The 18605-nt window shown below is 69.4% G+C and carries 2 protein-coding genes; one reads left to right on the top strand and one right to left on the bottom strand.

Going from position 1 to position 18605, the window contains the following annotated elements; all coding sequences use genetic code 11:
* Positions 1 to 209 precede the first annotated feature (209 nt).
* Positions 210 to 16670 (bottom strand): amino acid adenylation domain-containing protein, encoded by a 16461-nt coding sequence (locus ACWEVR_RS10500; protein ID WP_452466689.1) that lies wholly within the window; start codon positions 16668 to 16670, stop codon positions 210 to 212.
* A gap of 237 nt (positions 16671 to 16907) precedes the next feature.
* Between ACWEVR_RS10500 and ACWEVR_RS10495 the strand changes: the two genes are divergently transcribed.
* Positions 16908 to 18140, top strand: a complete 1233-nt coding sequence (locus ACWEVR_RS10495) for a PucR family transcriptional regulator (protein ID WP_452466688.1) — start codon at positions 16908 to 16910, stop codon at positions 18138 to 18140.
* Positions 18141 to 18605 lie beyond the last annotated feature (465 nt).

Raw genomic sequence — 18605 nt, 5'->3', positions numbered from 1 at the left:
GGCTTCCGCTTGGCCAGATCTTTCATCTCGAGGACGAGTGGGGGGCGCCCTCTGGCCGGACGGAACAGCAACTCGCGTATGAGATAAGCAGGCTTGCAGAGCTCAACTTGCCCCTGGTGGCGAGACCAGCGATCACCGATCGGACCGCTGCGTCGGCCGACGACCATGGCATCCTCGACGCGATTTTCGCTGGCCCAGGTCAAGCAACATCAGCCGCCGAGACCGCGCAGGATTCGGGCGATTTCGGCGAGGGCGGCGGGTTCGGTCATTCGCCAGTGGGTGGCTGCGATCGGGTGGTTGTGCACTGCGTCGGTGATCGCGTCCGCCCACGATGTCGCACCGGTGGAGCCGGTGGGGTCGTCGGTGGCGGTGAAGTAGGTGAGGGGGCCGTGGAAGGGGCGGGGCCGGTAGGCGGCGTCGAGTGTGATGGAGGTGGTCGCACCGTCGATGATCCTGTCGATGCGTGCTTCGTCGACGGGCACGTCGGGTGCCGACAACGCGCACAGTCGGCGGACCAGGGCCCGCGCGTCGGTTTCGTCGCCCTCGCCGGCGAACCCGCCGAGGAGGTCGGCGGCGGTGGCTTCGGTGGCCGTCGCGGGTGAGGCGCTGGTGAGGCGGCTGTCGAGCATGCCGAGCAGCGCGACCTGTTCCCCGTCTTCCTGCAATTGCACCGCCATGGCGTGGGCGATCACGCCACCCAGCGACCAGCCGAGCAGGTGGTAGGGCCCCTCGGGTTGCACGGCGCGTAGGTGCTTGAGGTAGAGCAGTGCCCATTGTTCGATCGAATCCGGCAGCGGCTCGGTGGAACTCAGTGCCGGTGATTGCAGACCGTAGACGGGGCGGTCCAGGTGTGCGGTGAGACCACTGAACGACCAGGCCAGGCCGCTGATGGGGTGTACGCAGAACAGGGGTTCGCCGGTGCCGGTGGTGCGCAAGGGGAGCAGGATGTCGAAGGCGGTGTCGGGGCCGGTGGAGTCCGTACCGGCCGCCCGTAGCGCGGTGAGGATCCCGGCGGGGGCGGGGGCGGTGAAGATCCAGGTGACGGGGACGGTCGCGGCGAGCGCGTCGCCGAGCTGGGTGGCCAGGCGGGTGGCGAGCAGTGAGGTGCCGCCGAGTTCGAAGAAGTGGTCGTCCATGCCGACCCGGTCCAGGCGGAGTACGTCGGCGAAGACCGCGCACACCGTCTGCTCCACCGCACCGGCCGGAGCACGGTAGGTGCGGGCGGTGAACGTCGGCGCGGGCAAGGCGTCGCGGTCGAGTTTGCCGTGCGCGGTGAGCGGAATCCGGTCCAGGACCACGATCGACTCGGGCATCATGTGGGTGGGCAGCTGGTGGGCGGCCCACTCGGTGAGCCGTTCGACGGTGACCGACTTGCCTTGTCCGGCGACGACATAGGACACCAGCACGGTCTCGCCGGTCTGATTGGCGCGGCCGAGGGTGACGGCGGACGCCACATCGGGATGTTCGGTGAGGACCGAGTCGATCTCGGTGAGCTCGATGCGGAAGCCGCGGATCTTGGTCTGGAAGTCGGTGCGGCCTCGGTAGTCGAGTTCGCCGTCGGCGGTCCAGGCCGCGAGGTCGCCGGTGCGGTACATGCGTTCGCCCGGAGTGAAGGGGTCGGCGACGAACCTTTCGGCGGTGAGATCGGGGCGGGCCAGGTACCCGGTGGCCAATTGTGTTCCGCCGAGGTACAACTCGCCGGTGACCCCGGCGGGAACGGGGTTCAGGTGTGCGTCGAGAACGTAGACCCGGCTGTTGTGGACGGGCCGGCCGATCGGCACGGTGACGGTGTCGCGCGATGTCACCCGGTGACTGGTGATCGATACGGCGGCCTCGGTGGGTCCGTACACGTTGAACAGCGCGGCCTGTGGCGCCGCGGTCTGGATGCGCCGCGCCAGGGACACCGGCAGTGCCTCACCGATGGCGAGGACGCGGCGCAGCGAGCTGGGCAGTTCCTCGGTGAGCAGGGCATCGAGCATCGAGGGCACGGCGTGCAGGGTGGTGACGTTCTCGGTGCGCATCAGCTCCGCCAGGTAGGCGGGGTCGCGGTGTCCGCCCGCGGACGCGAGCACGATGCGCCCACCGCTCACCGCGGTGGACCAGAACTCCCACACCGACAGGTCGAAGGTCGCGGCGGTCTTCAGTAGCACGGCATCGTCGGCGCCGAGACCGAATTCGATGGTCTTCCAGCGCAACTGGTTGACGATCGCGGCGTGCGGCACCGCGACCCCCTTGGGGCGTCCGGTCGATCCCGACGTGAAGATCACGTAGGCGGTGTCCGTCGCCCGGACGGGGGCTACCCGTTCGGCATCCACGAGCGGTCGCGGCGAGTAGCCGCCAAGATCCAGCTGCTCGACCGACACGGCATCGTGCGAACCGGTCGCGGCGAGCCAGGTGTCGGCGTGGGTGAGGGTCAGCAGCGGGGCCGCGGTGTCGAGGATGTAGCGGGTGCGTGCCTGCGGTTGGTCCGGGTCGACGGGCACGTACGCACCACCGGCGGCCGTGACCGCGTACATCGCGACGACCAGGTCCACCGACCGCCGCATAGCGAGCGCGACCCGTGTTCCCGGCCCGACGCCGGCGGCGACCAGGTGGCGGGCCAACCGGTTGACGCGCGCGTCGAGTTCGGCGAAGGTCAAGCGCACACCGTCGGCGACCAGCGCGACCGCGTCCGGGGTGGACCGGACGGTGGCCGCACGCAGCGAGGCCAGCGTGGCGGCCGGATCACCGTGTCGCACAGTGTGATTCCAGGTGTGCAGGACACGGGTGCGTTCGTCGGGGTCGAGCAGGTCGACGGTGTGCAGGGGCCGGTTCGGGTCGGTGAGTACCGCGGAGAGCAGCCGGGTGAGCCGGTCGAGGAATCCCGCGACGGTGGCCGCGTCGAACAGGTCGGTGGCGTAGGTGCAGTACCCGCCGATACCGGCCGGGGCACCGTCGCCGCTGTAGCGGTCGGCGACGATCAGATGCAGATCGAACTGGGACAGTTCGCGATCCAGCTCCACCGAACTGACGCCGACCTCGGGCAGATCCATGCTGACCTGTCCGAGGTTCTGGAACGACAACCCGACCTGGAACAGCGGATGCCGGGCGGTGGATCGGGCGGGGTTGAGGACCTCGACGAGCCGTTCGAAGGGGATGTCGGCGTGGGCGAAGGCCTGCAGGTCGATGTCGCGTTGCCGGGTGAGCAGGTCGGTGAAGCTCGCGCGGTGGTCGACGCGGGTGCGGAAGACGAGGGTGTTGACGAACATGCCGATCAGGTCGTCGAGCACCGCGTCGCCACGACCGGCGACGGGTGTGCCGATGGCGATGTCGGTGCTGCCCGACAGGCGCGACAGCACCACGGCGAAGGCGGTGTGCACGGCCATGAACAGGGTCGCGCCGTGGGTGCGCGACAGTTCGGTCAGGGCGGTGTGGGTGGCGGCGTCGAGGGTGAACGGCACCCGGCCACCGGCATACGTCTGGACCGCGGGGCGCGGGCGGTCGCGGGGCAGCTCGAGCTGGTCGGGCAGATCCGCCAGCTCGCGCTGCCAGTAGGCGAGTTGGGTGGCGGCGGTGGAGGTGGGGTCGGTTTCGTCGCCGAGCAGGTTCTGCTGCCAGATGGCGTAGTCGGCGTACTGCACGGGCAGTGGCGTCCAGGTGGGGGCGTGACCGTCGACGCGGGCACCGTAGGCCGAGACCAGGTCGCGGGTGAGCGGGCCACCGGAGAAACCGTCACCGGCGATGTGGTGCACGGCGACGACCAGGATGTGTTCGTCGCCGGTTTCGAACAGGGCGGCGCGCAACGGCACCTCGATGGTCACGTCGAACGGCGCCGAAACAAGTTCCGCGACAGCGGCATTCGGGTCCGCGGGGGCGGGTGCGAGCACCAACCGTGGCACGTCGGGATGGTCGGCGGGCAGCACGACCTGCGCCGGTGTCTGATCGAGCATCGGGTACACGGTGCGCAGGATCTCGTGGCGGGCGACGACATCGGTGAACGCGGCAACCAGCGCGGCGGTATCGAGCGCACCGGTCAGGCGCAAGACGACGGGAATGGTGTACGCGGCGGTCGCGGTGTCGAACCGGTTCAAGAACCACATGCGCTGCTGGGCGGGTGAGAGCGGAATGCGTTCCGGCCGTGGCCGGGCGCACAGCGCGGGCCGGGTCTGTGCCTGCGCCGAGGCGCTGATCGCGGCGGCGCATCCGGCGACAGTCGGTGCGGCGAACAGCGACCGCACCGGCACCCGGGTACCGACCGCGGCGCTCAGGCGTGCCGCCAGCCGGGTGGCGAGCAGGGAGTTGCCACCGAGGTCGAAGAAGTTGTCGTCGGCACCGACCCGTTCGACGCCGAGGACGTCGGCGAAGATCGCGGCGACCGTGCGCTCGGGCCCGGTGGACGGCTCACGGTAGCGGCGGCTGACGAATTCGGGTGCGGGCAGCGCTGTCCGGTCGATCTTGCCGGTGGCCGACACCGGGACACGATCGAGCACGACCACCGCCGCGGGCACCATGTGCGCGGGCAACAGCGTCGCCGCCCATCGGGTCAGGGCACCGGCATCGGGGGCGCGACCGGTCACGTACGACACCAGCACCGTCTCGCCTGCCGGGTTCTCGGTGCCGAGGGTGAGCGCGAAACTCACCTGGGGGTGGCGCACCAGCACGGCATCGACCTCGCCGGGTTCGATGCGGAAGCCGCGGATCTTGATCTGGAAGTCGCCGCGACCCAGGTATTCCAGCTCGTAACGGTCCTTGCGTACCCAGCGCACCAGGTCACCAGTGCGGTACATGCGCGCACCGGTCTCGCTCCACGGGCAGGCCACGAAACGTTCGGCGGTGGTCGCGCCGCGACCGCCGTAACCACGCGCCAGGCCGGGCCCGGTCAGGTACAGCTCGCCGGTGACGCCGACGGGCACCGGCCGCAGCCGGGCGTCGAGGACGAGTGCCCGCATGTTGGGTACGGGGGTGCCGATGGTGATGTGTTCACCGGCACGCAGAACGGTGTAGGTGGCACCGATGGTGGCCTCGGTCGGGCCGTATCCGTTGAGGAAGGTGCGACCGGATGCCCACTCGGACAACAGTTCCGGCGCTACGGCCTCACCGCCGGCCGACACACAACGCAGGTCGGGCAGTCCGGCGGGATCGAGGGTGCTCAGCAGTGCGGGGGTGATGATCGTGTGGGTGACGCGTTCGGTGCGCAGCAGCTCGTCGAGTTCGGCGCCGCCGAAGCTGTCCGGTGGTGCGATGACGAGGGTGGCGCCCCGGTGGAAGGCGGTGGTGATCTCCTCGATCGACTGGTCGAAGCTGGGTGAGCACACGTGCAGCATGCGGTCGTCGTGACGTAGACGCATCAGGTTCGCCGAGTGTGCGACGAGAGCGGCCAGGCCGGTGTGGGTGACACACACACCCTTCGGGGTGCCGGTGGAGCCGGAGGTGTAGATCAGATAGGCGGCGTTGTCGCGACGCAGCGGCCTGCGACGGTGCCGGTCACGCACCGGGGTCGACGCGGATGCCGCCACCCGGACCCGCGCGGCCGGGTCATCGAGGATCAACGGGCGCACCGTTTCCGGGAGGACGTGGGCGTGGGCGGCGATGGTCAGGCCCACCGGGGCGCCGGAATCGGCGAGCATATGCCGGATGCGGTCGTCGGGGTAGTTCGGATCGACGGGCAGGTACACCCCGCCCGCTTTCGCGACCGCCCACAGCGCGAGGATCGCCGCGTAGGAGCGGGGGATCGCGCAAGCGACGACGGTTTCGGGGCCGACGCCCTCGGCGATCAGCACCCGCGCCAACCTGGACGAGTCGGCGTCGAGGGTGCCGTAGCTGTAGTCGGTTCCGTTGTCGCGCACCGCGATTCGGCGTTGACCGAAACCGGTGCCGCGGACCAGGAGCTGGGCCAGGGTGCGGGCGCAGCGGTGCCGGGGTCCGGTGCCGATGCGTTCGAGGAGCCGGTCCTCGCCCGGTACCTGCACCGACAGATCACCTACCGGGGTGCTCGGGCGGCGGGTGACATCGCCGAGCAGACCGATCAGGCGGTGGGCGAGCGCCCTCGCCGCATCCACATCGATACCCGGGCCGCCGACGTCGACCGACATTCCGGTGGCCGACTCGGCCACCACCACCGTGAGATCATGTGCCGGGCAGGACGACACCGCCGAATCATCGTGCGGGTACGCGGAGTTGCGCAGTTCGAGACGGATCCGCCCCAGCGAGCCGCTTTCCACGCCGAGTATCGAGGTCAGGTCCTCGACCGGGATTCCGGCATGCGCGTAGGCGCGGTCCGCGGCTCGGTGTACGCGGCCGAGCAGCATGCGGAACGGTTCGGTGGGGTCGATGTGGGTGCGCAGCAGCAGATCCGACGCGTGGAGCACGATGTCGTCGGAGCCGGTGAGTCGTGCGATGAGCACCGATACGGCGGCGCCGATCGCACTGGACCAGCTGACGTCGGCGCCGGCGGCCAGTCGGCGCAGGTCCTGATACGTTGTCGTCGGGACCGCGAAGTCGGTGTGCCGGTGGGCAGGCCCCGGGCAGTCGGTCCGGCCACCTGGTTCGCGGGGGAAGGTCTCGAACTCCCGGCCGTCCGGTTGCCGTCCGGTCTCGTGGTGCTGGGCTCCGGTCGTAGCCGGTCGTGGCCCGATCGCTCGGTCGCTCCTGCGATGCGGGTGCATGGTCCGCACCGCCGCATCCGCGGGTCGGGTCGGGTCGGGATCGGCGAAGACGTCGACGAATGCTTCGGTGGGGAGGGCGAGGTGACCGGGAAGATCGGCAAGGGTGGTTCGCCAGAACCGGGACCGGGTGATCGGGTCGGTCGGGTCTGCGCCGAGCGTTGTCACGATGTCGATCGCATGCACCGGTCGCATGCGTCGCGCGGATTCGTCGGTGACGATCAGTTCGGACAGGGCGGTGCGCAGCCGGTCGGTGACGGCGCGCGCCACCTCGTCCGACACCAGATCACGCCGGTATTTGACCTGAACCTGGGTGCGGGCGCCGAGGAAGACCAGGACGGTGATCGGATAGTGGGTGTGGTCGGCGCCTTGCAGGTCATCGATGCGCAGACCGTCGAGCGCCCCACCGGCCTGCTGCAGACCCTCGACATCGACGGGGTAGGACTCGAACGCCAGCATGGTGTCGAACAATTCGCCACGACCGGCGACCCTTTGGATGGCGCCGAGCCCGAGGTGATGGTGGTCGAGCAGGGTGGCCTGCTCGGTCTGCACCGCGCGGATCAGCTCGCCGACCGCACCGTCGATGCGCACGCGCACCGGAACGGCGTCGACGAACAGGCCGATCATGTCGCCGACACCGTCGAGCTGCGGTGGGCGCCCGGATACGGTGGCGCCGAACACGATGTCGTCGCGACCGGTACTCGCGGCGAGAACCAGCGCCCACGCGGTCTGGAATACCGTATTGGCGGTGACCTCGACCGACGCGGCGAAGGTGGTGAGCGCGGCGGTGGCGGTGGCGTCGAGCTCGAATTCGCACAGCCCGTAACCGGTTCCGGTGGGGCGTGGCCAGGTCAGTTCGGGGGCGAGCATGGTCGGTTCGACCCCGTGCAGCAGGTCCGACCACGCCTGCTCGGCGACGGTCCGGTCCTGGCGGCTGAGCCAGTCGAGGTAGTCGCGGTAGGGACGCACCTCGGGCAGGACGCTCGCGTCTCCACCGGTGGTGTAGAGGACGAGCAGTTCCTTCATCAGCAACGGCATGGACCAGCCGTCGAGCAGGATGTGATGCCCGGTCAGCACCAGGCGGTTGCGTCCGGAACCGGTGCGGTACACCGTGAAGCGCAGCAGCGGCGCGACCGCCGGATCGAATCCGGCCGCCTGGTCGGTGGCGAGCAGACCGGCCAGCTCGGCCTCGGTCGTGTCGACCACCCGCACCGGTGCCTCGACATTGTCGGCGACGACCTGCACGGGCGTGCCGTCGGGAGTGGTGACGAATGCCGAACGCAGGTTCGCGTGCCGGGTGAGGACAGCGGCCGCGGCGCGACGCAACCGGTCGATGTCGAGCTCGCCGGTGAGGTCGACCATGAGCTGGATGACGTAGGCGTGTACCGATTCCTCGAGCATGTCGCCCAGCGCGAGCAGCGAATGCTGGAGCGGTGAGAGCGGTAGCACGTCCGACAGTCCGGGGTGGTCGCGCCGCCAGGTGTCGAGTTCGGTTTGCGACACCTGGACCAGCGGCACATCGGACGGTGTCGGTCCACCCGCCTGCGGGTAGTCGGTGTGATCGGCGAGTGCGGCCAGCCAGTCCGACCAGATGTCGGCCAGCTCCCGAACCTCGGATTCGTCGAGAATGCCGGTGGCGTAGCGGAAGTCGGCTTGCAGTCGCAGCCCGGTTTCGGTGGCGACCGCGATGGTGTTGATGTCGAGGACAGCGTTCGCGGGCAGGGTGGGGTCGTGGTCGACGTCGATGTCGCCGAGGTCGTCGGTGGGCAGCCAGTCGCCGTCGGCGGGGCCGGTGGTCACCGCGCGACCGAGGTAGTTGAATCCGATCTGGGCCACCGATTCGGTCGCGAGGTGCCCGGCGCTGCGCAGCAGCCCGAAACCGATGCCGTTGTCGGGCACGGCGAGCAGTTGTTCCTTGATCGTGCGCATGGTCGCGGCGAGCGCTTCGTCGTCGAAACTCGCCGGTCGCAGCTCCGTCAGGTCGAGCACGACGGGGTAGACGGTGGTGAACCAGCCGACCGTGCGGGTGAGGTCGGCGCCGGGGACGACGTCTTCCTGTCTGCCGTGGCCCTCGAGCCGCAGCCGCAGTGCGGGCGCGTCGACACCGCGACGGGCACGCCACACCCGCACCGCGAGCGCGAGTGCGGCGAGCAGCCCGTGGTCGGCGCCGGCCCGGTACAGGGCGGGCAAGGTCGTGAGCAGGGGGTCGGTCACCTCGGGCGGGATCTGCACGGTGATCGAGCGCGTGGTCGCCTCGGTGTCGACCGTGCGATCGAGGGCACGGGCACCCAGCAGCGGGTCGATGGTCGCGAGAGTGCGCCGCCAGTAGGGCAGTTCGGCGGTGCGGTCCACGGTGGTCAGTGCGTGGGCCCAGCGCCGGAACGAGGTGCCGATCGGCGGCAGCGCGATCGGCTGTCCGGCACTGTGTTGCGCCCAGGCCAGGATCAGGTCGGGCAGCAGGATGCGCCACGAGACACCGTCGATGACGTAGTGGTGCGCGGCGACCGCGAGCACGTCACCGCCGCCGTTGCCACGAACCCAGGTGAACGCGATCATGCGGGCCGCCGCCGGATCCAGCGTTGTCAGCGCGGCATTCATCGCCCGGGTACCGATGCCGGTGAGGTCGTCGCCCGCTTCGATCTCGCCGATCAGGTCGTCGACCGGCACCGCGTGTGGTTCCAGGACCTCGAGCTGCCATCCGCCGTCGAGATCACGCAGCCTGGCACGCAACATGTCGTGGCGCGCCACGACGGCGGCGATGGTGGCGACCAAACCGGCACGGTCGATGCCGTCGGGCAGGGCCAGCACCATCGTCTGGGCGAAGCGGTCACTGGATCCGGTGGACAGGGATTCGGTGAGCACGGGTGTCAGCGGAACATCGCCGACACCGCCGCCGGGGAGTTCGGCCAGGGTGATCGTGGCCGGGCCGTCGGTGGTCGCGACCCGGGCCAGGGCGGCGACGGTGCGGTGCTCGAAAACGTCTCGGGTGGAGAAGGTGATGCCCGCGGTGCGGGCCAGCGACACCAGTTGGATCGACAGGATGCTGTCGCCACCGATCGCGAAGAACGATTCGTCCGCCCCGACCGACGACAGCCCGAGTACGCGGGCGAACAGGTCGGCCAGGCGGGTTTGCATCGCACCTCTCGGCGCGGTGGTCGTCTCGGTGACGGTCATCGGGTCGGGCAGGGCTTTGCGGTCGAGTTTGCCGTTGGAGGTCAACGGCCAGGCATCCATGATCACGATCGCCGACGGCACCGCATGGGCGGGCAGATGGCCTGCCGCGTAGTCGATCAGGCTCGCTGGATCGGGCGTGGCATCGTGTGCCGCAAGCACATACGACACCAGGGCGGTCGAGCCGGCGGGCGTGCGTCTGCCGACGGTGACGGCGCACTCGACGTCGGTGTGCCCGGTCAGCACGGCATCGATCTCGCCCGGTTCGATGCGGAAACCACGCACCTTCAGCTGGGTGTCGGCGCGGCTCATGTACTCGAGGTCACCGGTCGCGCGCAGACGAACCAGGTCACCGGTCCGGTACATGCGGCTGCCGGGGGGACCCCACGGGTCGGCGACGAAACGGGCCGAGGTGGTGACGGGCTGGTTGCGGTATCCGCGGGCCAGGGCCGGGCCCGCCAGATACAGCTCACCCGTGACCCCCGGTGCGACCGGCTTCAGCCGTGCGTCGAGGATCACGGCATGTGTGCCCCGCACCGGGGTGCCGATCGTGATCGGTTGTCCCGCAATCAGTTCGGCGTAGGTGGAGATGATGGTGGTCTCGGTGGGTCCGTACCCGTTGAGGTAGCGGCGGTGCGGGCCCTGCCATTTCGACAGCAGTTCCGGTGTGGTCACGTCACCACCGACCGACAGGGACACGAGGGCGTCCAGACCGGCCGGGTCGAGGGTGCCGAGCACGGCCGGGGTGATGATCGCGTGCGTCACCGCCTCGGCCGCGAGCAGATCGGCCAGTTCGACCCCACCCACGATGTCGGACCCCACGATCACCAAGGTCGCGCCGGTCGAGAAGGCACACAGCCACTCGAGCACCGACGGGTCGAACCAGGGCGAGCAGATATGCAGGAAGCGGTGATTCGGCCCGAGGCGGTAGCGCTCGACCGCCTCGGCCACCAGCGGACCCAGGCCGGCATGCGTCACTGTGACGCCCTTGGGCAGGCCCGTGGAACCGGAGGTGTAGATGATGTAGGCCGGGTGGTCGGCGCGCAGCGGGGTGCGGCGGTGACGGTCGGTGATCGGGGTACTCGACCGGGCAGTGCAGGACTCGGCGAAAGCGGGGTCGTCGAGGACCAACCAGGTGATGTCGGTGGGCAGATGATCGAGGTGGGCGCCGACGGTGATGCCGATCGTGGCGCCCGAATCGGTGACGAGGTGGTGCAGGCGCTGGACGGGATTGGCCGGGTCCATCGGCACGAACACACCGCCTGCCGTGGTGATCGCGACGGCGGCGGCGACCATCTCGTAGGAGCGTGGAAGTGCCACGGCGACAGGGACTTCCGGGCCTACGCCGTGCGCGATGAGTTCGCGGGCCAGGCGTGCGGTGTGCTCGGTCAGCTCGGCGTAGGTGGTCGAGTGCCCGTTGTAGCGGATCGCGACGCGGTCCGGTCCGAGAGTCGCGCCCGTGGTCACCAGGTCGGGGAACAGCGATGTCGGTGTCTCGGCGCTGGGGCGGGTGAGCAGTGCCGTGTGTTCGGCGGTGCTGAGGATCGGCAAGTCACCGACAGGGGTTTTCGGGTTCTCGACGGCGGCCGCCAGGAGGCGAACCAGGCGCTCGGCGAAGGACTCGATCGTCTGCTGATCGAACAATGCTGTGTCGTAGGTGAATTCGGCGCCGATTTCGGTGGGTTCGGTGTGGTTGTCCATCACGTCGGTGTCGACCGACAACGTCAGGTCGAAGGACGTCTCGTCACTGTGACGTGTGGTGGCCGGACGGAGCATGACGCGAAGCAGCGGGTGTGGTGCCGCCGCGTGGTGGCTTTCCGTCGACTCGGGTTCGCTGAGGTGCGGGGCGCAGTGGTCCGCGTGGGCGGAGTGCCGCGCCACCATCTCATCGATAGTCATCCCTGGTCGCGCCACGGCTTCGTCGACGACCATTGATGCGTCGGTGAGCAGGCGCTCGAACTCGGCGGCGCCGAGGACGCGCAGACGCAGTACGCGGTGTTCGGCAGAAGAATACGGGGCTGCGATGACGATGTCGTCGGTGCCCGACAGTCGTGCCAGCAGTGTCGCGAAGGCCGCATACACAACGCTGAACGCCGTGGTGTCGTAGGCGCGGGCGGTGTCGCGTACCCCTCGGCACACTTCGGCGGGAACAGCGACGTCCACCCGTCCGGGCCGCTTCGTGAGGTGCCCGGCACTGCGGTCCGACGAAACCCAGTGGGGACGCTCCGTCGGCAGCGGCAACTCCAATGGCAGGTCGGTGAGCACCGCACGCCAGTACGTCACGTCGGAGATCGGATCACGGTGGCGGGCAAGGGTTCCCAGCAGCTCACCGGCGGTGCGTTCGGGGGAGTGCACGATGACGTCGAGGACTGTGCGCAACCGGTTCGCCAGTGCCTCGGCGATATCCGCGCCGATCGCCTCGAGCCGGTACTGCAACCCGACCCGGATTCCCGCACCGACCTCGACGCCGACCGCCACGGGGTAATGGGTGGCGTTGGCGGCCTGCACGTCGACGATCTCGAGACCGTCGATCGAGCCGTGTGCCTGTCGCATCCCTTCGGTATCCACCGGGTACGACTCGTATGCCATGAGTGTGTCGAACAGTTCCCCGGCGCCCGCGACCCGCTGGATATCGGTCAGCCCCAGATGGTGACCGCCCAGCAGCGCGATCTGTTCGGACTGCACCCGCGACAACAACTCCCGCAACGACGCGTTCTCGCCGATTCGTACCCGGACGGGAATGGTGTTGGCGAACAGGCCGACCATGCCGTCCACACCGTCGAGCTGTGGTGGGCGTCCGGACACCACCGCGCCGAACAGCACATCGTCACGACCCAGCGCCCCGGCCAGGACCAGTCCCCATGCGGTCTGGAACACCGTGTTGACGGTGACCTCGGTGGCGGCGGCGAAACCGGCGAGTTCCTGGGCGGCGTCGCGCGACAACTCCACGACCGACATCCCGTGGCCGGGTGCGGCATTGGTGGGTGGGACGGTGGCGGTGAGCAGGCTCGGCTCGTGCCCGTCCAGGGCAGCGCGCCAGCTCTCGAGGGCGGCGGTGCGGTCCTGGTCGGCGAGCCAGGCGAGGTAGTCGCGGTAGGGGCGCACGTGCGGAAGCAGTGTGGGCGCACCGTCGGCGGCGTAGCAGACGAGCAGTTCGCGCATGAGCAACGGCATGGACCAGCCGTCGACCAGCAGGTGATGTGCGGTCACCACCAGGTGCAGGCTCGCCGGCCCGCGATAGACGGTGAACCGGAGCAGGGGTGGGGCGGTCAGGTCGAACCCGATGCGGGATTCGGCGGCGAGCAGTGCGTGCGGGTCGGGGCGGTCGGTGTCGACGACGCGCCAGGGCACCGTCACGTCCTCGACCACGAAACCGACCGGGGTACCGGCCGTTGTCGTCGTGAAGGCGGTGCGCAGGATGCCGTGCCGGTCCAGCACCGCCCCCGCCGCCCGGCGCAGCCGCTCGAGGTCGACCGCACCGGTCATCTCGACCGCCAGCTGCACCAGGTACGGGTCGGTCGGCGACACCTGCGCCAGGAACAGCAACCCGAGCTGCAAGGGCGCCAACGGCACCACATCGCTGAGGCCGGGCCGGGTGCGCTGCCAGTCGTCGAGTTCGGCCTGGGTGACGTCGACCAACGGCACATCGGCGGGCGACAGGCCACCGGCGGCCGGATGGTCCAGGTGTTCGGCGAGCACCGTCAACGCCGAGGTCCAGCAGTCGGCCAGCTCCCGCACGTCCGCCTCGTCCAGGATCAGCGACGCGTAGGAGAACGAAGCACGAAGCAGCACACCGTCTTCCGTGCCGACCGCTACCGCGTTGATGTCGACAACGGCGGCCGCGGGCAGCTGCGGATCCTGGTCGGCGGCCGGTTCACCCCAGTCCGCGGTCGGCAACCAGCTGTGGTCGGTGGCGTCGCCGGTGGAGATGCGGCCGAGGTAGTTGAACCCGACCTGGCCCAGCGAACCCGGTAGCTCGGTCGCGGGGTCCAGGTGGCGCAGCATGCCGAAACCGATGCCGCGGTGTGGCACCGCGCGCAACTGCTCCTTGACGGCCTTGACCACCGACGCGGTCTGCGCGCCCGGTCGCCATGCCCGGTCGGCGTCGACCTCGCCCAGGTCGAGCGCCACCGGATACATGCTGGTGAACCAGCCGACGGTCCGCGTCAGGTCGGCGCCGTCGACGGCGGATTCCTCACGCCCGTGGCCTTCCAGGCGCACCCGGGTGGTGGACGCGTGCACGCCTCGACGGGCCCGCCAGCTCCGCACCGCCATGGCCAGCGCGGCGAGCAGGCCGTCTTCGGCGCCTGCCCGGTAGCGGGCGGGCAGGTCGGTGAGCACGGCACGGGTGATGTCGGCGGGGATCTCGACGCTGAACGTGCGCACAGTCGATGCGGTGTCGATAACCGGATCCAGCCCACGTTTTCCCAGCAGCGGGTCGGCAGCCCCCATGGTTCGCTGCCAGTGGTCGAGTTCGTTGCGGTGCTGTGGTGCGGACTCGACCAATCCGTGCGCCCATCGACGGAACGACGTACCGACCGCGGGTAGCGCGATCGGTTGACCTGCCGCGTGCTGCGCCCATGCGGTCACCAGGTCCGACAGCAGGATTCGCCACGAGACGCCGTCGATCACGAGGTGGTTGGCTGCCACGATCAGACCGTCGGGGCCGTCGTCGCGGGTCAGCCACGCGAAACCGATCATCCGGTGGTCGCACGGATCCAGTGACGCGAGGACGGAATCCATCGCCACGTCGGCGATGTCCTCGGACCCTTCGAAACGCCGCAGCAGGTCGTCAACCGGGACCCCGCCCGGCGGCAGCACATCGAGCGACCACTGCCCGTCGCTCTCGCGCACCCCGGCGCGCAGCATGTCGTGATGATCGACGACAGCGGTCAGGATGCGAACCAGCGTCGGCCGATCGATGCCCTCGGGGAGGGCGAGCACCATCTGCTGGGTGAATCTGGCGAACACGCGGCCGTCGGCGAGGGTGGCGGCGAGCACCGGTGTCAGCGCGACCTCACCCACCCCGCCACCGGGCAATTCGGGAAGCGCCGGAGCGGCGTCGGCGCCGAGCGCGGCGACCCGCGCCAACCCGGCCACGGTGCGGTGCTCGAACACCTGCTGCGGGGTGAACGAGATGCCCGCGTGGCGTGCGCGGGTCACCAGCTGGATCGACAGGATGCTGTCGCCACCGGCGGCGAAGAACGAATCCTCGGCACCGACCCGCTCCACGCCGAGGATCTGGGCGAACAGTTCGGCGATCGCCGTTTCCACCGGCCCCTCGGGTGCGCGGGAAGTCGCGGCGGCGAAAACCGGTGCGGGTAGGGCGTTGCGGTCCAGTTTGCCGTTCGGGGTCAGCGGGATCTCGTCGAGCGCCACCACGAGTGTGGGCACCATATGCCCCGGCAGGGAGGACCCGACGAAATGGATCAATTCCTCGGGGTCGATCGCGGCACCCTGCTCGGCGAGCACATACGAGACGAGCGCGGTCGCCCCGGAGTCGGCTTTCGCGCCGATGGTGACGGCGTAGTCGACATCCGGGTGCGCGGTGAGGGCCGCGTCGATCTCGCCCAGTTCCACCCGGAAACCGCGGATCTTCACCTGGAAATCCGACCGGCCCAGGTATTCGAAGTCGCCGGTTTCCGTGCGCCGAACGAGGTCACCCGTGCGATACATCCGCGCTCCGGGCGCTGCGAACGGTGCGGCGACGAACCGTTCGGCCGTGAGCCCCGGCCTGCCGCGGTAATTCTGCGCCAGCGCCGGACCCGACAGATACAGCTCACCGGCCACCCCGACGGGGACGGGACGCAATCGCGCGTCGAGCACCACCGCACCGATCGCGGGGAAGGCGGACCCGATCGTCACCGGCTCACCGGGTGCCAGCGCGGCGCTGCCGGTGGCCAGCACGGTCGCCTCGGTGGGGCCGTACCCGTTGAAGAACGCGCGGCCTTGCGCCCAGCGCCGCACCAGTGTCGGCCCGAAGGCATCACCGGCGACCACCACGACCCGTAACTCGTCGAGCCCGCGCGGGTCCACCGATTCCAGGGCTGCCGGGGTGATGAGCATGTGCGTCACCCGTTCCCGGGCGATCAGCTCGGCCAGCTCCGGGCCCGCGTAGACCTGTGGCGGCGCGACAACGAGTGTGGCACCGGAGTTGAACGCCACCAGCAGTTCCAGCACGGATACGTCGAAATTCGGGGAACACACGTGCAGCACTCGTGCCGAGGCATCGACCGCATATCGTTCGCGGGCCGCCGCGACCAGACCGGCCAGGCCGGTATGTGTGACGACCACGCCCTTGGGTCTGCCGGTGGATCCGGAGGTGTAGATGACGTAGGCGGGGTGCTGGTCGGTCAGCGGGCGCACCCGGTCCAGATACGAGATCGGATGCGCCGGTTGGGCGGCGATCCGTTCGGCGTCGGAATCGAGCTCGAGCCAGACGATCGACTCACCGAGGGTCGGCCGGTGTGCCGCGCAGGTGAGGCCGAGGACCGCGCCGGAGTCGGCCAGCAGGTAGGCGATGCGCTCGGCGGGTAACGACGGATCGGCGGGCACGTAGGCGGCACCGGTCTTGGCGACCGCCCAGACCGCGGCCACCGATTCGATCGAGCGGGTGAAGCCGAGCGCCACCACGTCGCCCGGGCCGACACCACGGGCGAGCAGCTCTCGCGCCAGCCGGGCGGAGTACTCGTCGAGTTCGGTGTAGGTGAGCTCGCGGCGGGCACCGTCGGCGGGGGAGAAGGACAGGGCGATCGCGTCGGCGGCGGTGTCCACCGCGGCGGTCAGCAGCTGTGCGAAGAGGGGAGCGCCCGGCTTCCGATTGCCTCGACCACGCGGCGACCGACGAACTTCACCCATCCGAGTACAACATCCTCACCTGTCCGGCCCACCACTGCCTGAACGACCCACGAACCCTGCGCGGATTCTGGATCTACCGGGGGTGGACCAGGGTGTTCGGCGACCATGACACCACACGACACGCGGCTATGACACATCTCCGGTCTGTTTGCCAGCCCAAAAAGCTACCTGGAGCCCGAATTTGTGCGGATGGCACAATACGGTCGGCGGAATTTGGGCAGCGAACGGAGCAGGCACGTGGCGACATACGGAACCCTCACCTGGGTCGGGCACGCACTGGCGCCGCTGACCGCCGGCATCACCGAGGACCTCATCCACGTCACCGAGCAGATGATTCCCGTCGACGACATCGCCGCGGACCTGGGAGACATGCGTGCGGCGAGCATCGCCGAGAACATCGCCGCCGTGCAGCACGTACTCGCCAACAACATCGACCCCGCGGCCGTCGGCCCACCCCCGGGCGCGGCCGCCTACGCGCAGCGACTCGCCCGGCGCGGCGTGCCGCTGACCGTGCTGCTGCGTGCCTACGGCCTCGGCCAGTACCGGCTGCTCGACGCCGCCATCGGACTCATCCTGGCCACGCCGGGTACCGACCACAACGCCCGCATCGCCGAACTCCTGCGCTTCGCCAGCATCTACCTCGACCGCCTGAACTCGTCCATGGGCCGGATCTACGAGGCCGAACGCGATCGCTGGCTCAGCAGCAGGCAGGCCGCGCGCCAGCAGTGGATCGCCCGGCTCCTCGACAGCGACGACGTGGATGTGCCCGCGGCCGAGGAAGCGCTCGAATACCGCCTCGACCGAAGTCATCTCGCCGTGGAGATCTGGACACCGCCCACCGTCGCGGGGGCCGAGGCGACACGAGCACTGGAACAGGCACGTCAGGTGGTGGCGGCCGCGTTGCGGACCGTCGGGCGTGGCCTGGTGGCCTCGACGGGAGATCGGGCGCTGCGGATCTGGTTCCCGGTCGACGAGGGGCAGGCGATCGATGAACTGGCCGCGCAGGTCGTCGCATCCGGGCTGCCGGTGCGTGTCGCGCTCGGTTCGCTCGGCGAAGGCCTGCCGGGCTTTCGCCGTTCCACCCGCAACGCCGCCCGCGCGAAGGATCTCGCCGTCTCGGCGGGTCTCACCGCGCCGCCGGTCGTGGCCTACGACGCCGTCGCCCCCTTCGCCCTGCTCACCGACGATCCCGACGAGCTCTCCGCCCTGGTCCGCCGCACCCTCGGCGCCCTGGCGGGTGCCGGCGCCAAGAAGGAACTCCTACGCCACACCCTCGATGTCTTCCTGACCGAGGGCGCCAGCTACTCGCGCACCGCCCGCACTCTCGACGTGCATCGCAACACCATCCAATACCGCATCCAACAGATCACCACCCGCTACGGAATCACCGTGGACACCAACAGCTTCGACCTCCGCTTCGCTCTCGGCATCTGCCGCTGGCACCCTCACGTACTGACTCGGACATTCTGAGTCCAGCCGGTTTGTGCTGGCCGCACAGCCCAAGCGAGACCGGGGACACAAATCCGCGATCGCCGCTCTGGGTGGTGGGGCGGCGCAGCGGGGAGGCGGGATCGGTACCGGCCGGATCCCACCGCTCGTTCATCGTCATCGGACGAGGCGAATATTCATGAGTTCTCGGCACGGCCTTGCGTTTTCAACTACCGCCACAGCGGCGTGCAACAGAGCAGGCTCGATACCCATTGCGCCGCGTGTCTAAACTTGCTTATTATGGGTTTCTGAGCTGGTTGCCAGGATGCGAGAATATCCCGGCAACTGCCGGTCCGAAAATGCCGTAACCGGCATATCGGGCGTAACGGTTGAGTCCTCCAATTGTCGGGGTTGTGGGGAATACATAGCGCGCATTCGGCGACAGTGTGGTCGTCGAATCATGCTGGAACACGCTGGGACCGGCCACACCATGTCCCAGGAGGCGAT

Source organism: Nocardia sp. NPDC003979 (genome assembly GCF_053605015.1).
The sequence above is the reverse complement of the archived record's forward strand: the minus strand, read 5'-3'. Positions and strand labels throughout refer to the sequence as shown.

What these genes read in the sequence shown, in the direction of transcription:
- ACWEVR_RS10500 (WP_452466689.1), bottom strand. Translation starts at nt 16,670, where the DNA reads ATGGGTGAAGTTCGTCGGTCGCCGCGTGGTCGAGGCAATCGGAAGCCG.